This is a genomic window from Campylobacter concisus, assembly GCF_002165785.1.
Taxonomy (GTDB): domain Bacteria; phylum Campylobacterota; class Campylobacteria; order Campylobacterales; family Campylobacteraceae; genus Campylobacter_A; species Campylobacter_A concisus_W.
In genome coordinates, this window is record NZ_NDYO01000013.1 from 17,633 (window position 1) to 33,405 (window position 15,773).

The following is a 15,773-nucleotide window of genomic DNA, read 5'->3' on the forward strand; positions in this document are numbered from 1 at the left end:
GCTACTCTAGCTTCTCAGCGATCTCTAAAACTTCAAAATACTCATTTTCTAGGCTTTCAAGCTCGGCTTTTGCACTTTCTAGCTCTTCATAAAGCTTAGTAAGCCCCACTTCTTGATAAATTTTTGGATCACTAAGTCCCTCATTTAGCTCAGCCACTCTTGTTTCAAGGGCTGAAATTTTATCTGGATATGTGTTTAAAATTTGCGTTTGTTTGTAGCTTAGCTTTGCGCCAGTTTTGCTCTTTTGTTTGGCTTCATTTTGGCTATTTGAGAGCTCTTTTTCAAATTTATCAAGCTCTTTCATCTCATCTTCAAGCTCCAAATAGACGCTATACTCTTCATGCAAGACATTTATCTTTGTCCCCTCAAACGCCCAAAGCTTATTTGCCATCTTATCTACAAAATACCTATCGTGGCTTACTAGCAAGATAGCCCCTTCAAAGCTTTGCAAGTAGTCTTCTAAGATATTTATGGTTGCGATATCAAGGTCATTTGTCGGCTCGTCAAGCACCAGCACATCGTAAGTTTTAGTAAAAAGCATCGCAAGTGCGACGCGGTTTTTCTCGCCGCCACTTAAAACGCCTATCTTTTTATCTAAAAATTCCTTTGGAAAGAGGAAATTTTTAAGATAGCCATAAACGTGCATATTTCGCCCACGAACCAGCACGTGATCGCCACCATTTGGACAAAATGTCTCTATAAGGCTCTTGTCATCATCAAGGACATTTCTAGCTTGATCAAAGTAGCCGATACTCACCTCGCCTCTTTTTATCTCGCCGCTACTTGGCTTTTCAAGTCCTAGCAAAATTTTAAGTAGCGTGCTCTTGCCGCTGCCATTTCGTCCGACTATGGCGATCCTCTCGCCCTGCAAGACCCTTGCGTCAAATTTTTCAAAAAGCACCTTGCCGTCTATACTTTTGCTTAAATTTTTAAACTCAAAAAGCATTTTTTTGCGGTTTTGGCTCTGCACTTGGTTGAAATTTTTACTAGCACGCTCCAGCTCAAGCCTCACGCGCCTTATCACGCCTGGATTTTTCTTAGCCTCCTCGCGCATAGCAAGCACCCGCTCTTTTCTGCCCTCATTTCGCTTTAGCCTAGCTTTTACGCCGCGCCTTAGCCACTCCTCTTCGGCCTTTAACTGTTTTAGCAGCGTCTCATGCGACTTTGCAAGGCTTGCTAAAATTTCCTCTTTTTTGGCTAGATAGTTTGCATATCCACCCTCAAAACTCCTAAGCCCAGCCTCCTCGACCTCAACGCACCTAGTTGCGAGCGAGTCTATAAAGTATCTATCGTGGCTTATGAAAACTATGCTTTGATTTGAGCTTTTAAGCATATCTTCAAGAAATTTGACCATATAGACATCAAGGTGGTTTGTCGGCTCATCAAGCAAAAGCACATCTGGCTTTTTAAGGATAAGAGCGCCCAGTGCCACGCGCCTGATCTCGCCACCGCTTAGCGAGCAAATGGGTCTGTTTTCATACTCTTTTAGATTAAATTCTTGCAAAATTCGCTCGATCTTATGCTCGATATTCCAGCCATCCTTTGCCTCTATAAACTTTAATAGTCTCTCTTGCTCTTTTAAAATTTCTTTGTTCTCTGGGTCGTTTGCTAGTAAAACGCCACTTTTTTCATACTCACTTATCGCATCAAATATCTCTTTTAGCTCGTTATTTAGCGCCTGCTTTACGGTAAAAGTGGCGTTAAAATTTGGAGTTTGAGCTAGCATCTCTACGCTTATTAAGTTTTGCACTATGCGTCTGCCACTATCTACTGCCACCTCACCAGAGATGATCTTCATAAGCGTGCTTTTACCGCTGCCATTTTTGCCGATGATAGCTATTTTCTCATTTTCATTTACACTAAAATTTACAGCGTTTAAAATCTCGTTTGCGCCAAATTTTTTACTTACGTCTATCAGGTCGATTAATGCCATTTTTCTCTCATTTTTTAAATTTCTCGCGATTATATCAAAAGGGAGCTAAAACCTAATTTGGCTATAATTGCCACATAAATTTAGACTTTCAAGCGAGCATTTAATGAATCTTTCTATGAAAAAATTAGTAATTCCCATATTTTTAGATATGTTTTTGCACTTCATCACGCTCATCATCAACACCTACATGGTTACAAAAGTGAGCGTACATCTTGTGGGCGCCATGGGTGCAGGTAATCAGGTGATGGATCTTTTTATGACTATTTTTAACTTTCTAAGCATCGGCTGCTCAGTCGTCGTCGCACAAGCTTTGGGGGCTAAAAATAACGATCTTGCTTCAAACGTCATACACGCCAGCATCACTTCAAACACCATATTTGGCATATTTTCAGCCATCATCATCTATATCTTTGGCTACAACATCTTAAATTTACTAAACGTGCCAAAAGAGCTCATCAACGAGAGCTTTTCATATCTACATATCCTTGGTTTTGCCTTGCTATTTGACGGCATAGGTATGGTGCTAGCTGCGGTACTTCGCGTTTACAACTTCGCAACTGGCGTAATGCTTACCTCAGTTTTAATGAACGTAATCACTATCTTTGGCAACGCCATTGCCCTTTTTGGCTGGTTTGACCTGCCAAATTTAGGCCTACAAGGGGTCGCTATCTCGACACTTGTTGGTAGACTAGTAGGCATTTTCGTGCTAGCTTATATGCTAAGTCAAAAGGCAAAAGTTAAAATTTACTTTAAAAAGCTACTTGTCGTACCATTTGAAATTTTAAAGAAAATCCTCTCAATCGGCCTTCCAAGCGCAGGCGAAAATTTACTCTGGATGGCGCAATACATGATCGCTTTTGGCTTTGTGGCAAGTATGGGTGAGGCTAGCCTTAGCGTGCAGACCATTTACTTTCAGATCACGCTTCTTATCTTGCTTTGTGGAGCGAGCATTAGCGTGGCAAACGAGGTCATTGTAGGACATTTAGTTGGAGCAAGCGAGTTTAACGAGGCCTATACAAGGACATTTAGGGCGCTAAGACTTGGAGTTTTTATAACACTAGTAGTCGTGCTTATAGCTTATGCGCTAAAGTATCAGATCATGGACGCACTAAATTTAAACGAAAATTTACGTGCGATCATGCTACCACTTTTTACACTTTCGATATTTCTTGAAGCGGGCAGAACCTTTAACATAGTCATCGTAAATGCCCTTCGTGCAAGCGGTGATGCAAAATTTCCTCTTGCGACTGGCCTTATCTTTATGTGGGGGCTTTCACTACCGCTTGGATATTTTTTAGGAATCTATCTTGGCTGGGGAATTATCGGCGTTTGGATAGGGTTTTGTGCTGATGAATGGCTAAGAGGCCTTGCAAATACGTGGCGTTGGAGAAGCAAAAAATGGCAAGAAAAACGCCTAGTTTAAAGCAAAAGAGCATAAATTTAGACTTTTATGGGCTAAGCGTCTTAGTAAATTTTAAAACAAATATAAAATCCATGCGTTTAAGAGTTGGTAAGGACGCTAAGATCACGCTTTCTATGCCATTTTACAGCACGCAAAAGATGGCTCTTAGCTTTCTTGAGATGCATAAAATTTGGCTTGAAAATACTTACAAAAAAGCTCTTGTAAATTTGCCAAAAGATGATGAGATGAAATTTCTTGGTCAAGTTTATAAGATAAAATTTGATGAAAATTTTAAAGAGCCATTTTTTGATGGCGAGTTTGTCTTTACGCCAAATTTAAAAAGCCTTGAGCGTTTTAAAAAAGTAAGGGCAAAAGAGCTATTTTTAGAGCTTGTAAGCCATTTTCAGCCTTTTATAAATAAGCCAATCAAGCGCATCGTCATACGAAATAGCAAAACTCGCTGGGGCAGCTGCAATCATAAAAAAGGCTATATAAACCTAAGCCTAAGACTCATAGAAAAGCCACTCTCAGCCGTGCACTACGTCGTTCTTCACGAACTAACACACATGCTCTATCCACATCATCAAAAAAGTTTTTACGATTTTATAGAAAAAATCATGCCTGATTATAAAAAACAAGAGCAAATTTTAAAAGCGTAATTATTTTTCATCAAGTAAGTGTAAAAATTAATATGCTAAAATTGCATGTTAATTCACAAAAAAGGGAATTTCAATGAAAAAAATGATTTTTATCTCAATATTAGCTGCTTGTGCTTTTGCAGGTAACTTTGAAGATGGACTAAAGGCATATGGGAGCTCGAATTTCAAAGAAGCTTTAGCTAAATTTGAAGCAGGATGTGCAGAAAATGATGCAAAATCATGTGTAAAAACTGGCGCCATTTATCAGCTAGGCAAAACAGCAACACCGGATCTAGACAAGGCTTTGGAGTATTATAATAAAGCTTGCCAAAGCGGTGAAAAAGAGGGTTGTTCGGCAGCTGGTGGGCTTTATCTAAATACTGAGCCGCAAAAAGCAAGAGAACTTTTTAATAAAGCTTGTGATAAGAATGATGGATATTCTTGCGAGATGGTAGGTTCTATCTTGATAGAGGCTAAAGAATTTAAAAAAGCTTATGAATTTTTAGTAAAAGGCTGCGAATTAGGCGATAAGATGTCTTGCGAATTTGCAGGCGATCTAAGACGCTCAAAACAACTATAATTTTTAGGCTTACGAGCCTAAAAATTTCTTAAAACAAAAAAATCCAAAAAAAACTTATTTTAAATAGAAATTACTCAAAGTATAAAGAAAGCTTAAAAATTTATATTAGAAATTTAGGCAAGAATGCTCTTGCCTAAGATTAGATTATTTTTATTTGATCAAGTGGTTTGTCTTTAATACCCCATTGAGTCATAAAAACAAATCCATAAAGTACAGCAGCTACGATATAAGCAGTGTATTCGTTTGGTATAAGATTAAATTTCGCACATATATTTGGTACAAGAGCTAGTGGCACAACAGGGATCAAAAGAATACGCTCCCAAATTCTAAGCTTTGTAACATAGTAGCCTTGAAGTAAGCTTGAAAATGCAAACATTCCCACGATCGCCATACCAAAGACAAGTAAAATTTCAAGTGGATTGCTCATCCAGACTATTCCTTTTGAATCAAGCGGATCGCCCTCGTTTACGCTTTCTATCAGCATAAGTTTGTTGTTAAAGAAAAAGGCAAATGGCAAGATCGCCGTTCTTAGATCATAAAAGAATCCTTGAACGCCAACGGTTATAGGATTTGCTTTGGCTATACCAGCAGCTGCGTAAGCTGCGATGCCAACTGGTGGCGTGTCATCGGCCAAAATTCCAAAGTAAAATACAAAAAGATGCACAGCAATGGCTGGGATCAAAAAGCCATTTTTGTGCGCTAAAAATAAAATAACAGGTGCTACAAGACTTGAAACTACGATGTAGTTTGCTGTTGTTGGAAGGCCCATTCCTAGTATAAGTGACATCATCGCAGTAAGAAGCAATATCATAACTATATTATCACCAGCAAGTAGCTCAACTAGATCTGAAAGTACTTGACCAAGACCAGTTAGAGAGATAGAACCCACGATGATACCTGCAAGTGCGGTTGCTATAGCGATCGTTGTCATACTTTTTGCGGCTGCAACCATCGCCCAAAATATATCTTCAAAGCCTATTAACACATCATTTATTCCAACTTTTTCACCACTTGCTAGTTTTTTAACTGGATCTTGAAAGATCATTATTAAAAATAAAAATCCAATCGCATTAAATGCCGCAGCGATGGCCGATTCTTTTGCGATTAATAGCGTATAAAGCAAAATCAAAATCGGAGTTATATAGTGAAGTCCGCTTACAAAAATTTTAAATCTTGAGTGAAATTCGCTTTGATTTATACCTTTTAAGCCAAGCTTCACACTCTCTAAATGAACGATAAAAAATAGTGACAAATAGCAAGCAAAAGCCGGAATTACCGCTGCCATCATGACATTTGTATATGTCATGCCTAAAAACTCAGCGATAATAAAAGCAGCTGCGCCCATGATCGGAGGCATAAGCTGTCCGTTTACGCCAGCTGCAACCTCGATAGCGCCAGCTTTTGTGCGTGAAAGACCAGCCTTTTTCATAAGCGGTATAGTAAATGTACCAACGGTTACTACGTTTGCTGTTGAGCTACCTGAAACCATGCCTGTTAGGCCACTTGCGATGACTGAAGCCTTAGCTGGGCCGCCTCTATATTTTCCAAGAAGTGAGAAAGCTAAATTTATGAAATATTGCCCAGCACCTGCCCTCTCAAGCAATGAGCCAAAAAGTACAAAAAGATAGATAAAACTAACGCTAACTCCGATAGGCACACCAAAGATGCCCTCTGTCGTTAAAAACATATGACCTGCGATCTTTTCAAAGCTGGCGCCTTGATGAGCGATGATGTCTGGCATATAAGGACCAAAGTGATCATATATCAAAAATAATATACAAATAATTGGAAGTGCTGGCCCCATGACACGCCTGCCAGCCTCAAGCAAGACAATGATCGCTAAAAACGATATGACGATATCCTGTGTGATGTAGTCCCCTGTCCTATCAGCTAGCTCATAAAAATAAACCGCTGGATAAAGCACAGTAACAACGCCTGCCACACAAAAAACTAGGTCGTAAAATGGCAAACTAGAATGTGCCTTTTTATGAAAAGTGACTGGATAAAGCAAAAATACAAGACCAACCGCAAAGGCTAAGTGTATCGAGCGCGAAATGTTAGTATTTAGCGGAAAATAAGCTATATAAAGCTGAAAAACTGACCAAGAAAAGCATACGATCGCAATGAAATAGTTGTAAAAATTGCTATTTATCTCCCTTGTTTTTACTTCGACAAATTGTTCTTCGTTATCTTTGACTTCGTTCATCTCTCTCCTTTAAAATTTAAATATATAAATTAAAGAATTTGTATATTTAAATTTTATCCAGAGGCAAAAGCCTCTGGAGATGGATTATTTTAAAATACCAGCCTCTTTAAATGCAGCCTCTGCAGCTGGGTGAAGCGGAGCTGAAAGACCTTGAACAAGATCTTCTTTGTTTACTGATTTTAGCGCTGGATGAAGAGTTTTGTACTCATCAAAGTTGTCTAAAATAGCTTTTATCACAGCTTTTACAGCCTCATCTTTTGTATCTTTATTAGTTACCAAAACAGCTTTTACACCTATAGTATTTACATCGTGATCAACGCCGTCATATGAGCCTTTTGGGATCACACCTTTTGCAAAGTATGGCTTCTCTTTAAGAAGATTATCAATCTCGCTACCTTCGATATTTAGGATATCGATCGGCAAAGATGTCGCAGCATCAGTGATGTTTGCAGTTGGGTGGCCGACGACAAAGCTATATCCGTCTATCTTTTTATCTTTTAGTGCATGTGGGCATTCGCCAACTGTTAAAACACCGCGGTATCCTAGTTTTGAAACGTCAAAGCCTTTTGCTTTAAAGACTTCAAGCGTGCTCACTTCGTTGCCGCTACCTGGGTTTCCAACGTTATATTTTTTACCTGCAAATGAGGCAAGATCACTTGTTAGACCGCTATCTTTTGCCACGACAAACGCAAGAAGCTCTGGATAGATGGCAACTACTGAGCGTAAATTTTCATCTTTTGCTCCGTCAAATTTGCCAGTGCCATTAAATTTATCATAGACAACATCGCTTTGAACAAAGCCAAATGTAAGCTCTTTTTTGAGGACGTTATTCACGTTATAGACTGAGCCGCCAGTTGATTGGACTGAGCATTTTACATTAGTATTTTTGTTTGCTAAACGGCAAATCGCTCCACCTATCGGATAATAAGTGCCTGTCATGCCGCCAGTACCGATACTGATAAATTCTTTTGCTGAAAGAGTTGTTGCTAAAAGCAAGCCAGCAAGTGCCAAAGAAGTAGTTTTCATCTAAGATCCTTTCAAGAAATTTAAGGCTATTTTATTCTATAAATTTAGCTTTTTACCTTATTTGATATGATATTTTCATGCCGTTTTAGTAAAGTTGCAACCATTCTACACAATCAAGACTTAAAAAAATATTTTCTTAAGATTAAATTTATATTTCTTTATCAGTCAAAATAAATTTGATAAACCAGCTATTTAAATATCATTTTTTATTGTATAATCCACCGCAGTTCTAAGTTTTAGAAAAACTGTTGCAAATTTACAACTAATCAATAGCTTTTATAAATGTTAATAACAATCAAATTTTGGAGGTTTTTATGAAAAAATCACTTATGTTGGCCGCTTCTATGCTACTTTTATCTTTAAATTTCGCTTCTGGTGCGGATGAAAAAACGCAAGTTAGCTTTAGTGGCTCATCTACTCTAGCTCCGGTCATCGCTAAAATTTCAACCGACTTTATCGAAAAGTACGAGACTTGGGATAAAGTAGATAGTGCTTTACCAAACAAAAACATCACTATTTTCGTCTCAGCTGGTGGCTCTGGCGCTGGCGTAAAAGCTGTGCTTGATCATGTCGCTGACTTTGGCATGCTAGCTCGCGACGTAAAAGATAGCGAAAAAGCAAAGATCAAGGATATGAAAGCCTATACGCTTGGCATAGATGCACTTTGCGTAGCTGTAAATCCAGAAAATGAGGTGATAAAGCTAAAGGGCGGAAATTTAAACAAAGATGAGATCGTAAAAATTTTCTCAGGCGAGTACAAAAAGTGGAGCGACCTTGACAAATCCCTACCAAATGATGAAATAGTCGTAGTTACAAGAGATCTTGGCGGCGGTGCTCACGAGGTATTTCAAAAAAAGATAATGAAAGATGTCAAAGTTAGCAAAAACGTCATCCAATCACCTTCAATGGGCGCGCTTGTCTCAAAAATAATCGAAAATAAAAACGCTATTGGATATGCATCTTTTGGTATCACAAACCAAAACAAAGGCAAGCTAATACCGCTAAACGTTGACGGTGTGGAGCCAACTGTTAAAAATATAGTTGATGGCAAATACTACATCTCTCGTCCGCTCATCATCGTAAAAAGTGGCAAGTTAAGCAAAACTGAGCAAATTTTTGTTGATGTGCTAAATTCAGCCGAAGGTCAAAAGACTATCGAAAAAATGGGATTTATACCAGTAAAATAGTCTAATGACAGGGCAAATTTTTAAAGGCGGGGTATATCTTTTTACACTTTTATCCGCCATGCTTTTGCTTTTACTCGTGGGATTTTTACTGCTAAATTCCACGAGTTTCTTTGCAGAAGTAAGCCTTTTTGACTTCTTACTAAATGGCGACTGGGACGTTAGTACAGAGCCTTTTAGCTTTGGGCTGTTTAATATCCTAATCGCAAATTTCGCAGTTGCGTTTTTAGCTTGCATATTTTCATTTTTTATCTCGCTTGGCGTTACTATCTTTATCTGCTTTTTTGCGAGCGCCTGGCTTAGGCACGTGCTAGACTGGATGATACGAATACTAGCTGGCATACCCTCTATCATATATGGATTTTTCGCGCTTTATACGGTTGTAAAAATTTTAGAGTCAGGGCTAAAAATGTCCGCTGGCGAGTCAGTCTTGGCAGCTAGCCTCATCCTTAGCGTCATGATACTGCCCTTTTTTACCTCGCACTTGCTCCAAAGTGTTGATCTGCTAAAGCAAAATTTCAAAACAAACTCAGACACACTTGGCGTAAGCACGGGATACTTTATACGTAAGATCATTTTAAGAAAGTCGATAAAAGCTAGCATTTCAGGCTTTATACTCGCATTTTCCAGAGCAGCTGGCGAGACGATGGCCGTGATGATGGTCATAGGCAACACCCCTCTTTTTCCGCACCTGCTCTCAAAAGCTCAAACCATACCATCTCTAATAGCCCTTGAAATGGGTATGAGTGAAGCTGGCAGCCTACACTATCACGCTCTTATTGCAAGCGGATTTGTCCTGCTTGTTTTTATCTTTATGCTAAATATTTTTATCTTTAAATTTGAGAAGAACAATGAACGTTTTTAAGGATTTCTTAGTCAAATTTTACGCCTATCTTTACGTATTTATAGTGGTTGCGGTGATATTTTGGATATTTTATTTCATCTTTGCAAATGGCATCTCTCAGATAAATTTAGACTTTCTAACCAAAAACCCGCAAGGTTTAAATTTAGGTGAGAGCGGTGGCATAAGAAACGCCATCATAGGGTCATTTTTGCTGATGATACTCTCGATGATATTTTCAGCGCTTCTCGGCGTTAGCTGCGCCATTTACAGGCAAATTTACTGCACCTCTCGCACGATCAAGCTTGGGCTTAAATTTATCATCCAAACTATGGCATCGATACCTTCTATCTTGCTTGGGATGTTTGTTTATGGGCTTTTTATCGTCAGCCTTGATATTCCTAAAAGTCTGCTAACAGCTAGCATTACGCTTGCTTTGATGGTCTTTCCATTTGTTGAAGTAAGCGTTGAAAAGGTGATCTCGCAGATCGATGAAAAGATGTTAAGAGATAGCTTCGCGCTTGGTGTTGATAAAAATTTCATGGCTAGAAAGCTTGTTTTGCCAACTATTAGAAAAAATATCATATCCATCTTGATACTTGCTGGCAGCTACGCCATAGGAGCCACCGCGCCACTACTTTTAACAGGGGTCGTCTTCATGGCAAAGGCAGAAGGCCTGCTCTCGCCGGTAATGGCACTGCCTTTTCACCTACACATGCTCCTAAGCCAGTCAGTCGCAACGCAAAATGCCTACGCTACGGCGCTTGTGCTTATCTTTATACTTATCATTTTGCACTTGCTTTCAGCTGTAGTTTTATTTGATATAGGAGAGAAAATTGCCAGATATTTTAAACATAAAAGATCTTAGTATTTTTTATCAAGATAATGAAATTTTAAAAGATCTAAATTTAAGCGTCGCCGAAAACGAGATCATCTGCCTAATGGGTAGCTCAGGATGTGGCAAATCGACATTTCTTTCAGCGCTAAATGGCTTTTTGGAGCAAAAAGGCGGCAGATATAGCGGAGAGATACTATTTAAAGGTGAAAACATCAAAGATAAGGGCGAAATTTGGCTAAGAAGAAAGCTAGCTATACTCTTTCAAGACGCCACTCTCTTTCCTTTTAGTGTCAAGAGAAATTTGACCTATGCGATGGAATTTTATGAGGGCAGCATAAAAGATAAGCAAAAAAGAGTAGAGGAGCTATTAAAAAGCGTAAATTTACTGGGCGAAATAAACGACCTAGATATGCCAGCTAACAAGCTCTCTGGCGGTCAAAAGCAAAGACTTTGCATCGCAAGGATGCTAACTACAAAGCCTGAAGTACTCATGCTTGATGAGCCTTGCTCATCGCTTGATATGAAAAATGTCTTAATTATAGAGGAGCTTTTAAAAAGCTTGTCGCAAAGATACACTATCATCATCACCACGCACAACGAAGAGCAGGCAAAAAGGCTTGGCGGCAGAATAGTTCGCATCGTAGATAAGAAATTTACATTTTAAAAGAGCTAGAAATTCTAGCTCTAAATTTAGTCGATAAACCTCTTTGTGATATTTGCGTAGGCATCGATCCTGCGGTCTCTTAAAAATGGCCAAATTCTTCGCACTTCTTCGCTTCTTTTCATATCTATCTCAACGATCTTGCAAAGCTCATCTGTGCTATTTGCGCGGAAAAGCTGCTCGCCTTGTGGTCCGAAAACAAAGCTATTTCCCCAAAATTTGATCCCATCCATCACGCCGCTATCATCTTTTTCAAAGCCCACGCGATTTACAGCAACAACTGGCAGACCATTTGCCACGCTGTGACCTCTTTGCACCGCCACCCACGCTTCAAGCTGTCTTGACTTTTCATCATCACTATCGCTCTCAAACCAGCCAATAGCCGTTGGATAGATGAGAATTTTCGCCCCTTTTAGTGCCATTAGCCTTGCTGCCTCTGGATACCACTGATCCCAGCAAACCAAAACACCAAGCTTGCCAAGGCTAGTTTCAACTGGCTCAAAGCCAGTGTCGCCAGGCGTGAAGTAAAATTTCTCGTAAAATCCAGGGTCATCAGGGATGTGCATTTTTCTGTATTTGCCAGCCACACTGCCGTCACGCTCGAAGACAAAAGCGGTGTTGTGATAAAGTCCGTCAGCCCTCTTTTCAAAGAGCGAAGTGACCAAAACTACGCCATTTTCTTTTGCCACCCTGCCCCAAAAAGCGACATCTTCTTGCCACTCATTTGCATGATCAAAGAAATTTGTATCCTCGCTTTGGCAAAAGTATTGCGTCTGGTGCAGCTCTTGGCAGACAACTAGATCAGCGCCACCTTTTTTTGCCTCAGCGATTAGCTCAAGTGTCTTTGCGATGGTCGCCTCTTTTGTCCCTTTAAATTCTTGTTGAAGTAGTGCTACTTTCATCTCATCTCCCTTCTTTGTCGTTGTATGGGTCTAAATGCGTGGTTATCTGCCACGAAAATTCCTTAAATTTCTCTCTTATCTCAGCTTCAAGCGATTCGGCCACCTCGTGCGCATCGTAAAGCGAGATATCTTTGTCAAAAACTAAATGCAGCGTTAAAAATATGGTATTTGCGCTCTGTCTTGTGTTTAGGTAGTGAAAGTCTGAAATTCTCTGCTTTGCCTTTATCATTTTGATGATCTCATCTGTGACTTCAGGGCTTGCTGCGTGATCTAGCAAGACACCAAGGGCGTCTTTACCTAAATTTATAGCGCTTTGAGCGATGTAGCCACTTATCACGATACCAAAGATCGCATCTATCATCACAAATCCGCTAAATTTAATGATAAGCAGCGAGATGATGACTGCAAGGTTGCTAAAAAGGTCGATCTTATAGTGCAGAGCGTCTGCTTTTATGATAAGGTTTCCGCTTTTTTTAGAAATTTGGTTTAAAAATAGCACCAAACATAGCGTCACAACTACCGAAAATACCATCACGCCAAGGCTTAAGCCAAGGTCTATCTCTAAATTTGGTTCACTAAATTTTTTAATACTCTCATAAAAAATATATCCAGCCGCTGCCACGATGATGATGCACTCAAATAGCGCTGCCAAGGCCTCTAGCTTTGTGTAGCCAAAGTTAAATCTCTCATCGGCTTGCTTTCTTGACTTTCTAAGCGCAAATAAATTTAAAAGAGAGACGATAAAATCAAGCATCGAGTCAATCGCCGAGCCAAGCACAGCGACCGAGCCGCTAAAAAGCCCAGCTGTAAATTTCACAAGTGCGAGCAAAAAGGCGCAAGCTCCGGCTGCGATAACTGCCTTATTTTCGCCCTGCGTGCACTCCTGCTTATTTATGCGGTTAAACTCATAATCAAACGGACTTCCCAATTTTAAGCCCTCTTGTATCTATTTTGGCTTGAGCAGTGAAGCGAGCCATTTTGACGGACAAAAACTAGCGAATTTACACCGATGATCTTTCTATCTGGAAGTGCACTAGCTAGTAAATTTAGCACCTTTTCATCGTTATCGTCGTTATATGTTGGTACGATCAGTGCGCCATTTATAAAGATGAAGTTTGCATAGGTGCAGCCAAGCCTTTTGCCATCATAAAATTTAGGCTTAGGAAGCGGCAGAGCAAGCAGCTTAAAGCCTGTCTTTTTAAGCTCATCTTCCATCCTTTTTAGCTCGCTAAAGTGCTCATCACTCTCATCTTCGCAGCTCGCATAAGCGATAGTATCAGGCGTGATAAAGCGAGCTAAAGTGTCGATGTGACTATCTGTGTCATCGCCTCTTATAAAGCCATTTTCAAGCCAGATAATACGCTTTAGACCAAATAAATTTTTAAGCTTCTCCTCGATCTGCTCTTTGCTAAGAGAGGAATTTCTATTTTCATTTAGTAGGCATTTTGAAGTGGTTAAAAGCATACCATCGCCGTTAAACTCGACGCTGCCACCCTCTAGTATCATATCGACTGGCTCAAGCTTAGTTTTGTAAATTTTAGCTAGCTCTAAATTTATCGCGTCATCTTTTGAGCTCTTAAATTTACCGCCCCAAGCATTAAATTTAAAGTCATAGCTCTTTACGCCGTCTTCAGTGTAAACGTCGATCATACCGTAGTCTCTAATCCAAGTATCATCAGTCTCAAGCTTTACAAACTCAACATTTTTAAATTTCTTAAATCTATCAAAATTTGCCTCATCAGGGCAGATGAGCACCACCTTCTCATAAGGCGTAATAGCAGCCACTAGCTCCTCATAGCTCGCCAAAATCTCCTCTAAATAGGGCTCCCAGTCGCTCTTACTATGTGGCAGTGATAAAAACAAAAGCTCCTGCTCTTCCCACTCTGCGTAAGCTCTCACGCTCTCTCCTTATAAATTTTATAAATTCCATAAATTGTAATGATTATCCAAAAGACCTCTATCAAAAATGAACCGAGGTTAAAGTGCACAAAAAGCGAGATGATGAGCAGCACCGCACCTACTAAATTTATTATCTGATAGGCTAGATCGTGGCTATTTAGACGGCCGATCTGAAGTAAAAAGTAGCCCATCACGATGCAAATCATCCCTAAAAAGCCGATGATCTGAAAAAGATCGATCAAAATTTTATCCTTTTTGCAAGCTTAAAATTAAGTTGCGATAATACCTAATTAGTTTTAAATTTATGATTATTGGGATAAAATACATCCATTTTTCAGATTGGATTAAAGTTTATGGATTTTGAGTTTATTGAGAAATTTTACCCGCTTTTTGTAAAAGCTGGGGTGCTCACCTGTCAGATCGCCTTTTTAGGGATCGTCTTTTCTATTTTGATAGGCATTTTTTGCATGGCTGTGAAATTTTACAAGCTAAAATTTCTCTCAAAAGTGGTTGATTGTTATGTTGAGCTTTCAAGAAACACGCCACTTCTTATACAGCTTTTCTTTTTATATTATGGCTTGCCAAAGCTTGGAGTGTCGATGAGCGGCTTTGCCTGTGCGGTCGCTGGTCTTAGCTTTCTTGGTGGTAGCTATATGAGTGAGAGCTTTAGGCTTGGTTTTGAGGCGGTTAGAAAGTCGCAGATCGAAGCGGGACTAAGCATCGCACTTAGCAAAAATCAGCTCCTAAGATATGTTATCTTGCCTCAAGCATTTAGCGTAGCAGTGCCAAGCATCAGTGCAAATATTATCTTTTTACTAAAAGAGACAAGCATCGTTAGTATCGTAGCCCTTGCCGATCTAGTTTACGTCGCAAAGGATCTCATTGGGCTTTATTACAAGACAGACGAGGCACTTTTTATGCTAGTAATTAGCTATCTCATCATCATTTTGCCAGTCTCGCTGGTGCTTAGCTATGTCGAAAAAAGGGTGAGAAATGCAAGGAGTTAGTATTTTATTTGACACGCAAAATTTACTAAGACTCTTTGAAGGTCTAGTCGTTAGCACAGAAATTTCATTTATCTCTATTTTTATCTCTATAATCGGTGGCTTAGTGCTTGGCGTGCTTATGAGCATGAAAAACAAATTTATCTATTTTGTTTTAAAAATTTGCCTAGAAATCGTTCGCATAATGCCTCAGATCGTTTGGCTATTTTTATTTTATTTTGGTGTCAGTAAGGCGTTTGATATTCACATTTCAGCATTTACAGCCTCACTCATCGTCTTTAGCTTGTGGGGAATTTTTGAAATGATGGACATCGTGCGTGGCGCAATAACATCAATACCAAAACATCAATTTGAATCAGCCGCATCGCTTGGACTTAGTAAATTTCAAATTTACTCTCACGTCATTATCCCACTTGCCACAAGAAGGCTAGTGCCTGGAGCTGTAAATTTACTAAGCCGTATGATAAAAACAACCTCTATCGTCGTACTAATCGGCGTTGTAGAGGTGGTCAAAGTCGGTCAGCAGATCATCGAGCGAAATGTATTTACAAATCCTATGGCGCCATTTTGGATATACACGCTCATATTCTTTTTATATTTTGTGATCTGCTATCCAGTCTCAAAACTATCAAAAAAACTAGAAAAAAAATGGAGCTAAA

16 protein-coding genes are annotated in these 15,773 nt (G+C 39.4%); 9 read left to right on the forward strand and 7 right to left on the reverse strand.

The features are described from left to right. Window position 1: 1 nt before the first annotated feature. On the reverse strand, window positions 2–1,933 hold the full coding sequence (gene abc-f / locus B9N62_RS09515; protein WP_087585284.1) for a ribosomal protection-like ABC-F family protein: 1,932 nt from the start codon (window positions 1,931–1,933) through the stop codon (window positions 2–4). Between the two features lie 103 nt (window positions 1,934–2,036). Here abc-f and B9N62_RS09520 point away from each other — a divergent pair, with 103 nt between their 5' ends. The 3 genes from B9N62_RS09520 (at window position 2,037) to B9N62_RS09530 (ending at window position 4,553) form a co-directional block, all read left to right on the forward strand. Next, the gene (locus tag B9N62_RS09520) at window positions 2,037–3,356 is read left to right on the forward strand and encodes an MATE family efflux transporter (protein ID WP_087585348.1); all 1,320 of its coding nucleotides are present in this window, start codon (window positions 2,037–2,039) and stop codon (window positions 3,354–3,356) included. Beyond that, window positions 3,332–3,994, forward strand: coding sequence for a M48 family metallopeptidase (locus B9N62_RS09525; protein ID WP_180382189.1), 663 nt, complete (start codon window positions 3,332–3,334; stop codon window positions 3,992–3,994). The genes B9N62_RS09520 and B9N62_RS09525 overlap by 25 nt, the downstream gene beginning before the upstream one ends. Before the next feature lie 73 nt (window positions 3,995–4,067). Further along, on the forward strand, window positions 4,068–4,553 hold the full coding sequence (locus B9N62_RS09530) for a tetratricopeptide repeat protein (protein WP_087585286.1): 486 nt from the start codon (window positions 4,068–4,070) through the stop codon (window positions 4,551–4,553). A gap of 139 nt (window positions 4,554–4,692) precedes the next feature. Here the strand turns inward: B9N62_RS09530 and B9N62_RS09535 are convergent, their stop codons facing one another. Together B9N62_RS09535 and B9N62_RS09540 are read right to left on the reverse strand one after the other, a co-directional pair. Further along, complete coding sequence (locus tag B9N62_RS09535) at window positions 4,693–6,759, reverse strand: TRAP transporter permease (protein ID WP_087585287.1); 2,067 nt, start codon at window positions 6,757–6,759, stop codon at window positions 4,693–4,695. A gap of 84 nt (window positions 6,760–6,843) precedes the next feature. Beyond that, window positions 6,844–7,785 carry a TAXI family TRAP transporter solute-binding subunit gene (locus B9N62_RS09540; RefSeq protein WP_072594373.1) on the reverse strand — a complete coding sequence of 314 codons (942 nt, stop codon included), beginning with the start codon at window positions 7,783–7,785 and terminating at the stop codon, window positions 6,844–6,846. A 314-nt stretch (window positions 7,786–8,099) separates the two neighbouring features. Here B9N62_RS09540 and B9N62_RS09545 point away from each other — a divergent pair, with 314 nt between their 5' ends. From B9N62_RS09545 to B9N62_RS09560, 4 genes are read left to right on the forward strand one after another with little or no spacing between them, the layout of a single operon-like run. Continuing rightward, window positions 8,100–8,972, forward strand: coding sequence for a phosphate ABC transporter substrate-binding protein (locus B9N62_RS09545; RefSeq protein WP_087585288.1), 873 nt, complete (start codon window positions 8,100–8,102; stop codon window positions 8,970–8,972). Window positions 8,973–8,976: 4 nt separating this feature from the next. Beyond that, window positions 8,977–9,834 carry a phosphate ABC transporter permease subunit PstC gene (pstC, locus tag B9N62_RS09550; RefSeq protein ID WP_087585289.1) on the forward strand — a complete coding sequence of 286 codons (858 nt, stop codon included), beginning with the start codon at window positions 8,977–8,979 and terminating at the stop codon, window positions 9,832–9,834. Continuing rightward, on the forward strand, window positions 9,821–10,678 hold the full coding sequence (locus B9N62_RS09555) for a PstA family ABC transporter permease (RefSeq protein ID WP_087585290.1): 858 nt from the start codon (window positions 9,821–9,823) through the stop codon (window positions 10,676–10,678). Before pstC ends, B9N62_RS09555 begins: the two co-directional genes overlap by 14 nt. After that, window positions 10,647–11,312: a phosphate ABC transporter ATP-binding protein gene (locus B9N62_RS09560; RefSeq protein ID WP_087585291.1), complete on the forward strand. Its 666-nt coding sequence runs from the start codon at window positions 10,647–10,649 to the stop codon at window positions 11,310–11,312. The genes B9N62_RS09555 and B9N62_RS09560 overlap by 32 nt, the downstream gene beginning before the upstream one ends. Before the next feature lie 26 nt (window positions 11,313–11,338). Here B9N62_RS09560 and B9N62_RS09565 read toward each other — a convergent pair whose 3' ends face one another. The 4 genes from B9N62_RS09565 to B9N62_RS09580 are packed head-to-tail and all read right to left on the reverse strand — an operon-like array spanning window position 11,339 to window position 14,352. Then, window positions 11,339–12,211, reverse strand: a complete 873-nt coding sequence (locus tag B9N62_RS09565; protein ID WP_087585292.1) for a carbon-nitrogen hydrolase — start codon at window positions 12,209–12,211, stop codon at window positions 11,339–11,341. A gap of 1 nt (window position 12,212) precedes the next feature. Next, entirely contained in the window at window positions 12,213–13,139 is a 927-nt protein-coding gene (locus B9N62_RS09570) for a cation diffusion facilitator family transporter (RefSeq protein ID WP_087585293.1), read from the reverse strand. 2 nt (window positions 13,140–13,141) lie between these two features. Further along, window positions 13,142–14,110, reverse strand: a complete 969-nt coding sequence (locus B9N62_RS09575) for an agmatine deiminase family protein (RefSeq protein WP_087585294.1) — start codon at window positions 14,108–14,110, stop codon at window positions 13,142–13,144. Beyond that, window positions 14,107–14,352: a CBU_0592 family membrane protein gene (locus B9N62_RS09580; protein WP_021085230.1), complete on the reverse strand. Its 246-nt coding sequence runs from the start codon at window positions 14,350–14,352 to the stop codon at window positions 14,107–14,109. Before B9N62_RS09580 ends, B9N62_RS09575 begins: the two co-directional genes overlap by 4 nt. A gap of 111 nt (window positions 14,353–14,463) precedes the next feature. Here B9N62_RS09580 and B9N62_RS09585 point away from each other — a divergent pair, with 111 nt between their 5' ends. Then, window positions 14,464–15,117, forward strand: coding sequence for an amino acid ABC transporter permease (locus tag B9N62_RS09585; protein WP_087585295.1), 654 nt, complete (start codon window positions 14,464–14,466; stop codon window positions 15,115–15,117). Then, window positions 15,104–15,772: an ABC transporter permease subunit gene (locus tag B9N62_RS09590; RefSeq protein WP_087585296.1), complete on the forward strand. Its 669-nt coding sequence runs from the start codon at window positions 15,104–15,106 to the stop codon at window positions 15,770–15,772. The genes B9N62_RS09585 and B9N62_RS09590 overlap by 14 nt, the downstream gene beginning before the upstream one ends. Window position 15,773 lies beyond the last annotated feature (1 nt).

Bases quoted from the DNA above. Each gene is read 5' to 3' on its own strand.
- B9N62_RS09525 (WP_180382189.1), top strand. From the start codon at position 3,332: ATGGCAAGAAAAACGCCTAGTTTAAAGCAAAAGAGCATAAATTTAGAC.
- B9N62_RS09565 (WP_087585292.1), bottom strand. From the start codon at position 12,211: ATGAAAGTAGCACTACTTCAACAAGAATTTAAAGGGACAAAAGAGGCG.
- pstC (WP_087585289.1), top strand. From the start codon at position 8,977: ATGACAGGGCAAATTTTTAAAGGCGGGGTATATCTTTTTACACTTTTA.
- B9N62_RS09540 (WP_072594373.1), bottom strand. From the start codon at position 7,785: ATGAAAACTACTTCTTTGGCACTTGCTGGCTTGCTTTTAGCAACAACT.
- B9N62_RS09520 (WP_087585348.1), top strand. From the start codon at position 2,037: ATGAATCTTTCTATGAAAAAATTAGTAATTCCCATATTTTTAGATATG.
- B9N62_RS09585 (WP_087585295.1), top strand. From the start codon at position 14,464: ATGGATTTTGAGTTTATTGAGAAATTTTACCCGCTTTTTGTAAAAGCT.
- B9N62_RS09535 (WP_087585287.1), bottom strand. From the start codon at position 6,759: ATGAACGAAGTCAAAGATAACGAAGAACAATTTGTCGAAGTAAAAACA.
- B9N62_RS09590 (WP_087585296.1), top strand. From the start codon at position 15,104: ATGCAAGGAGTTAGTATTTTATTTGACACGCAAAATTTACTAAGACTC.
- B9N62_RS09555 (WP_087585290.1), top strand. From the start codon at position 9,821: ATGAACGTTTTTAAGGATTTCTTAGTCAAATTTTACGCCTATCTTTAC.
- B9N62_RS09530 (WP_087585286.1), top strand. From the start codon at position 4,068: ATGAAAAAAATGATTTTTATCTCAATATTAGCTGCTTGTGCTTTTGCA.
- B9N62_RS09545 (WP_087585288.1), top strand. From the start codon at position 8,100: ATGAAAAAATCACTTATGTTGGCCGCTTCTATGCTACTTTTATCTTTA.
- abc-f (WP_087585284.1), bottom strand. From the start codon at position 1,933: ATGGCATTAATCGACCTGATAGACGTAAGTAAAAAATTTGGCGCAAAC.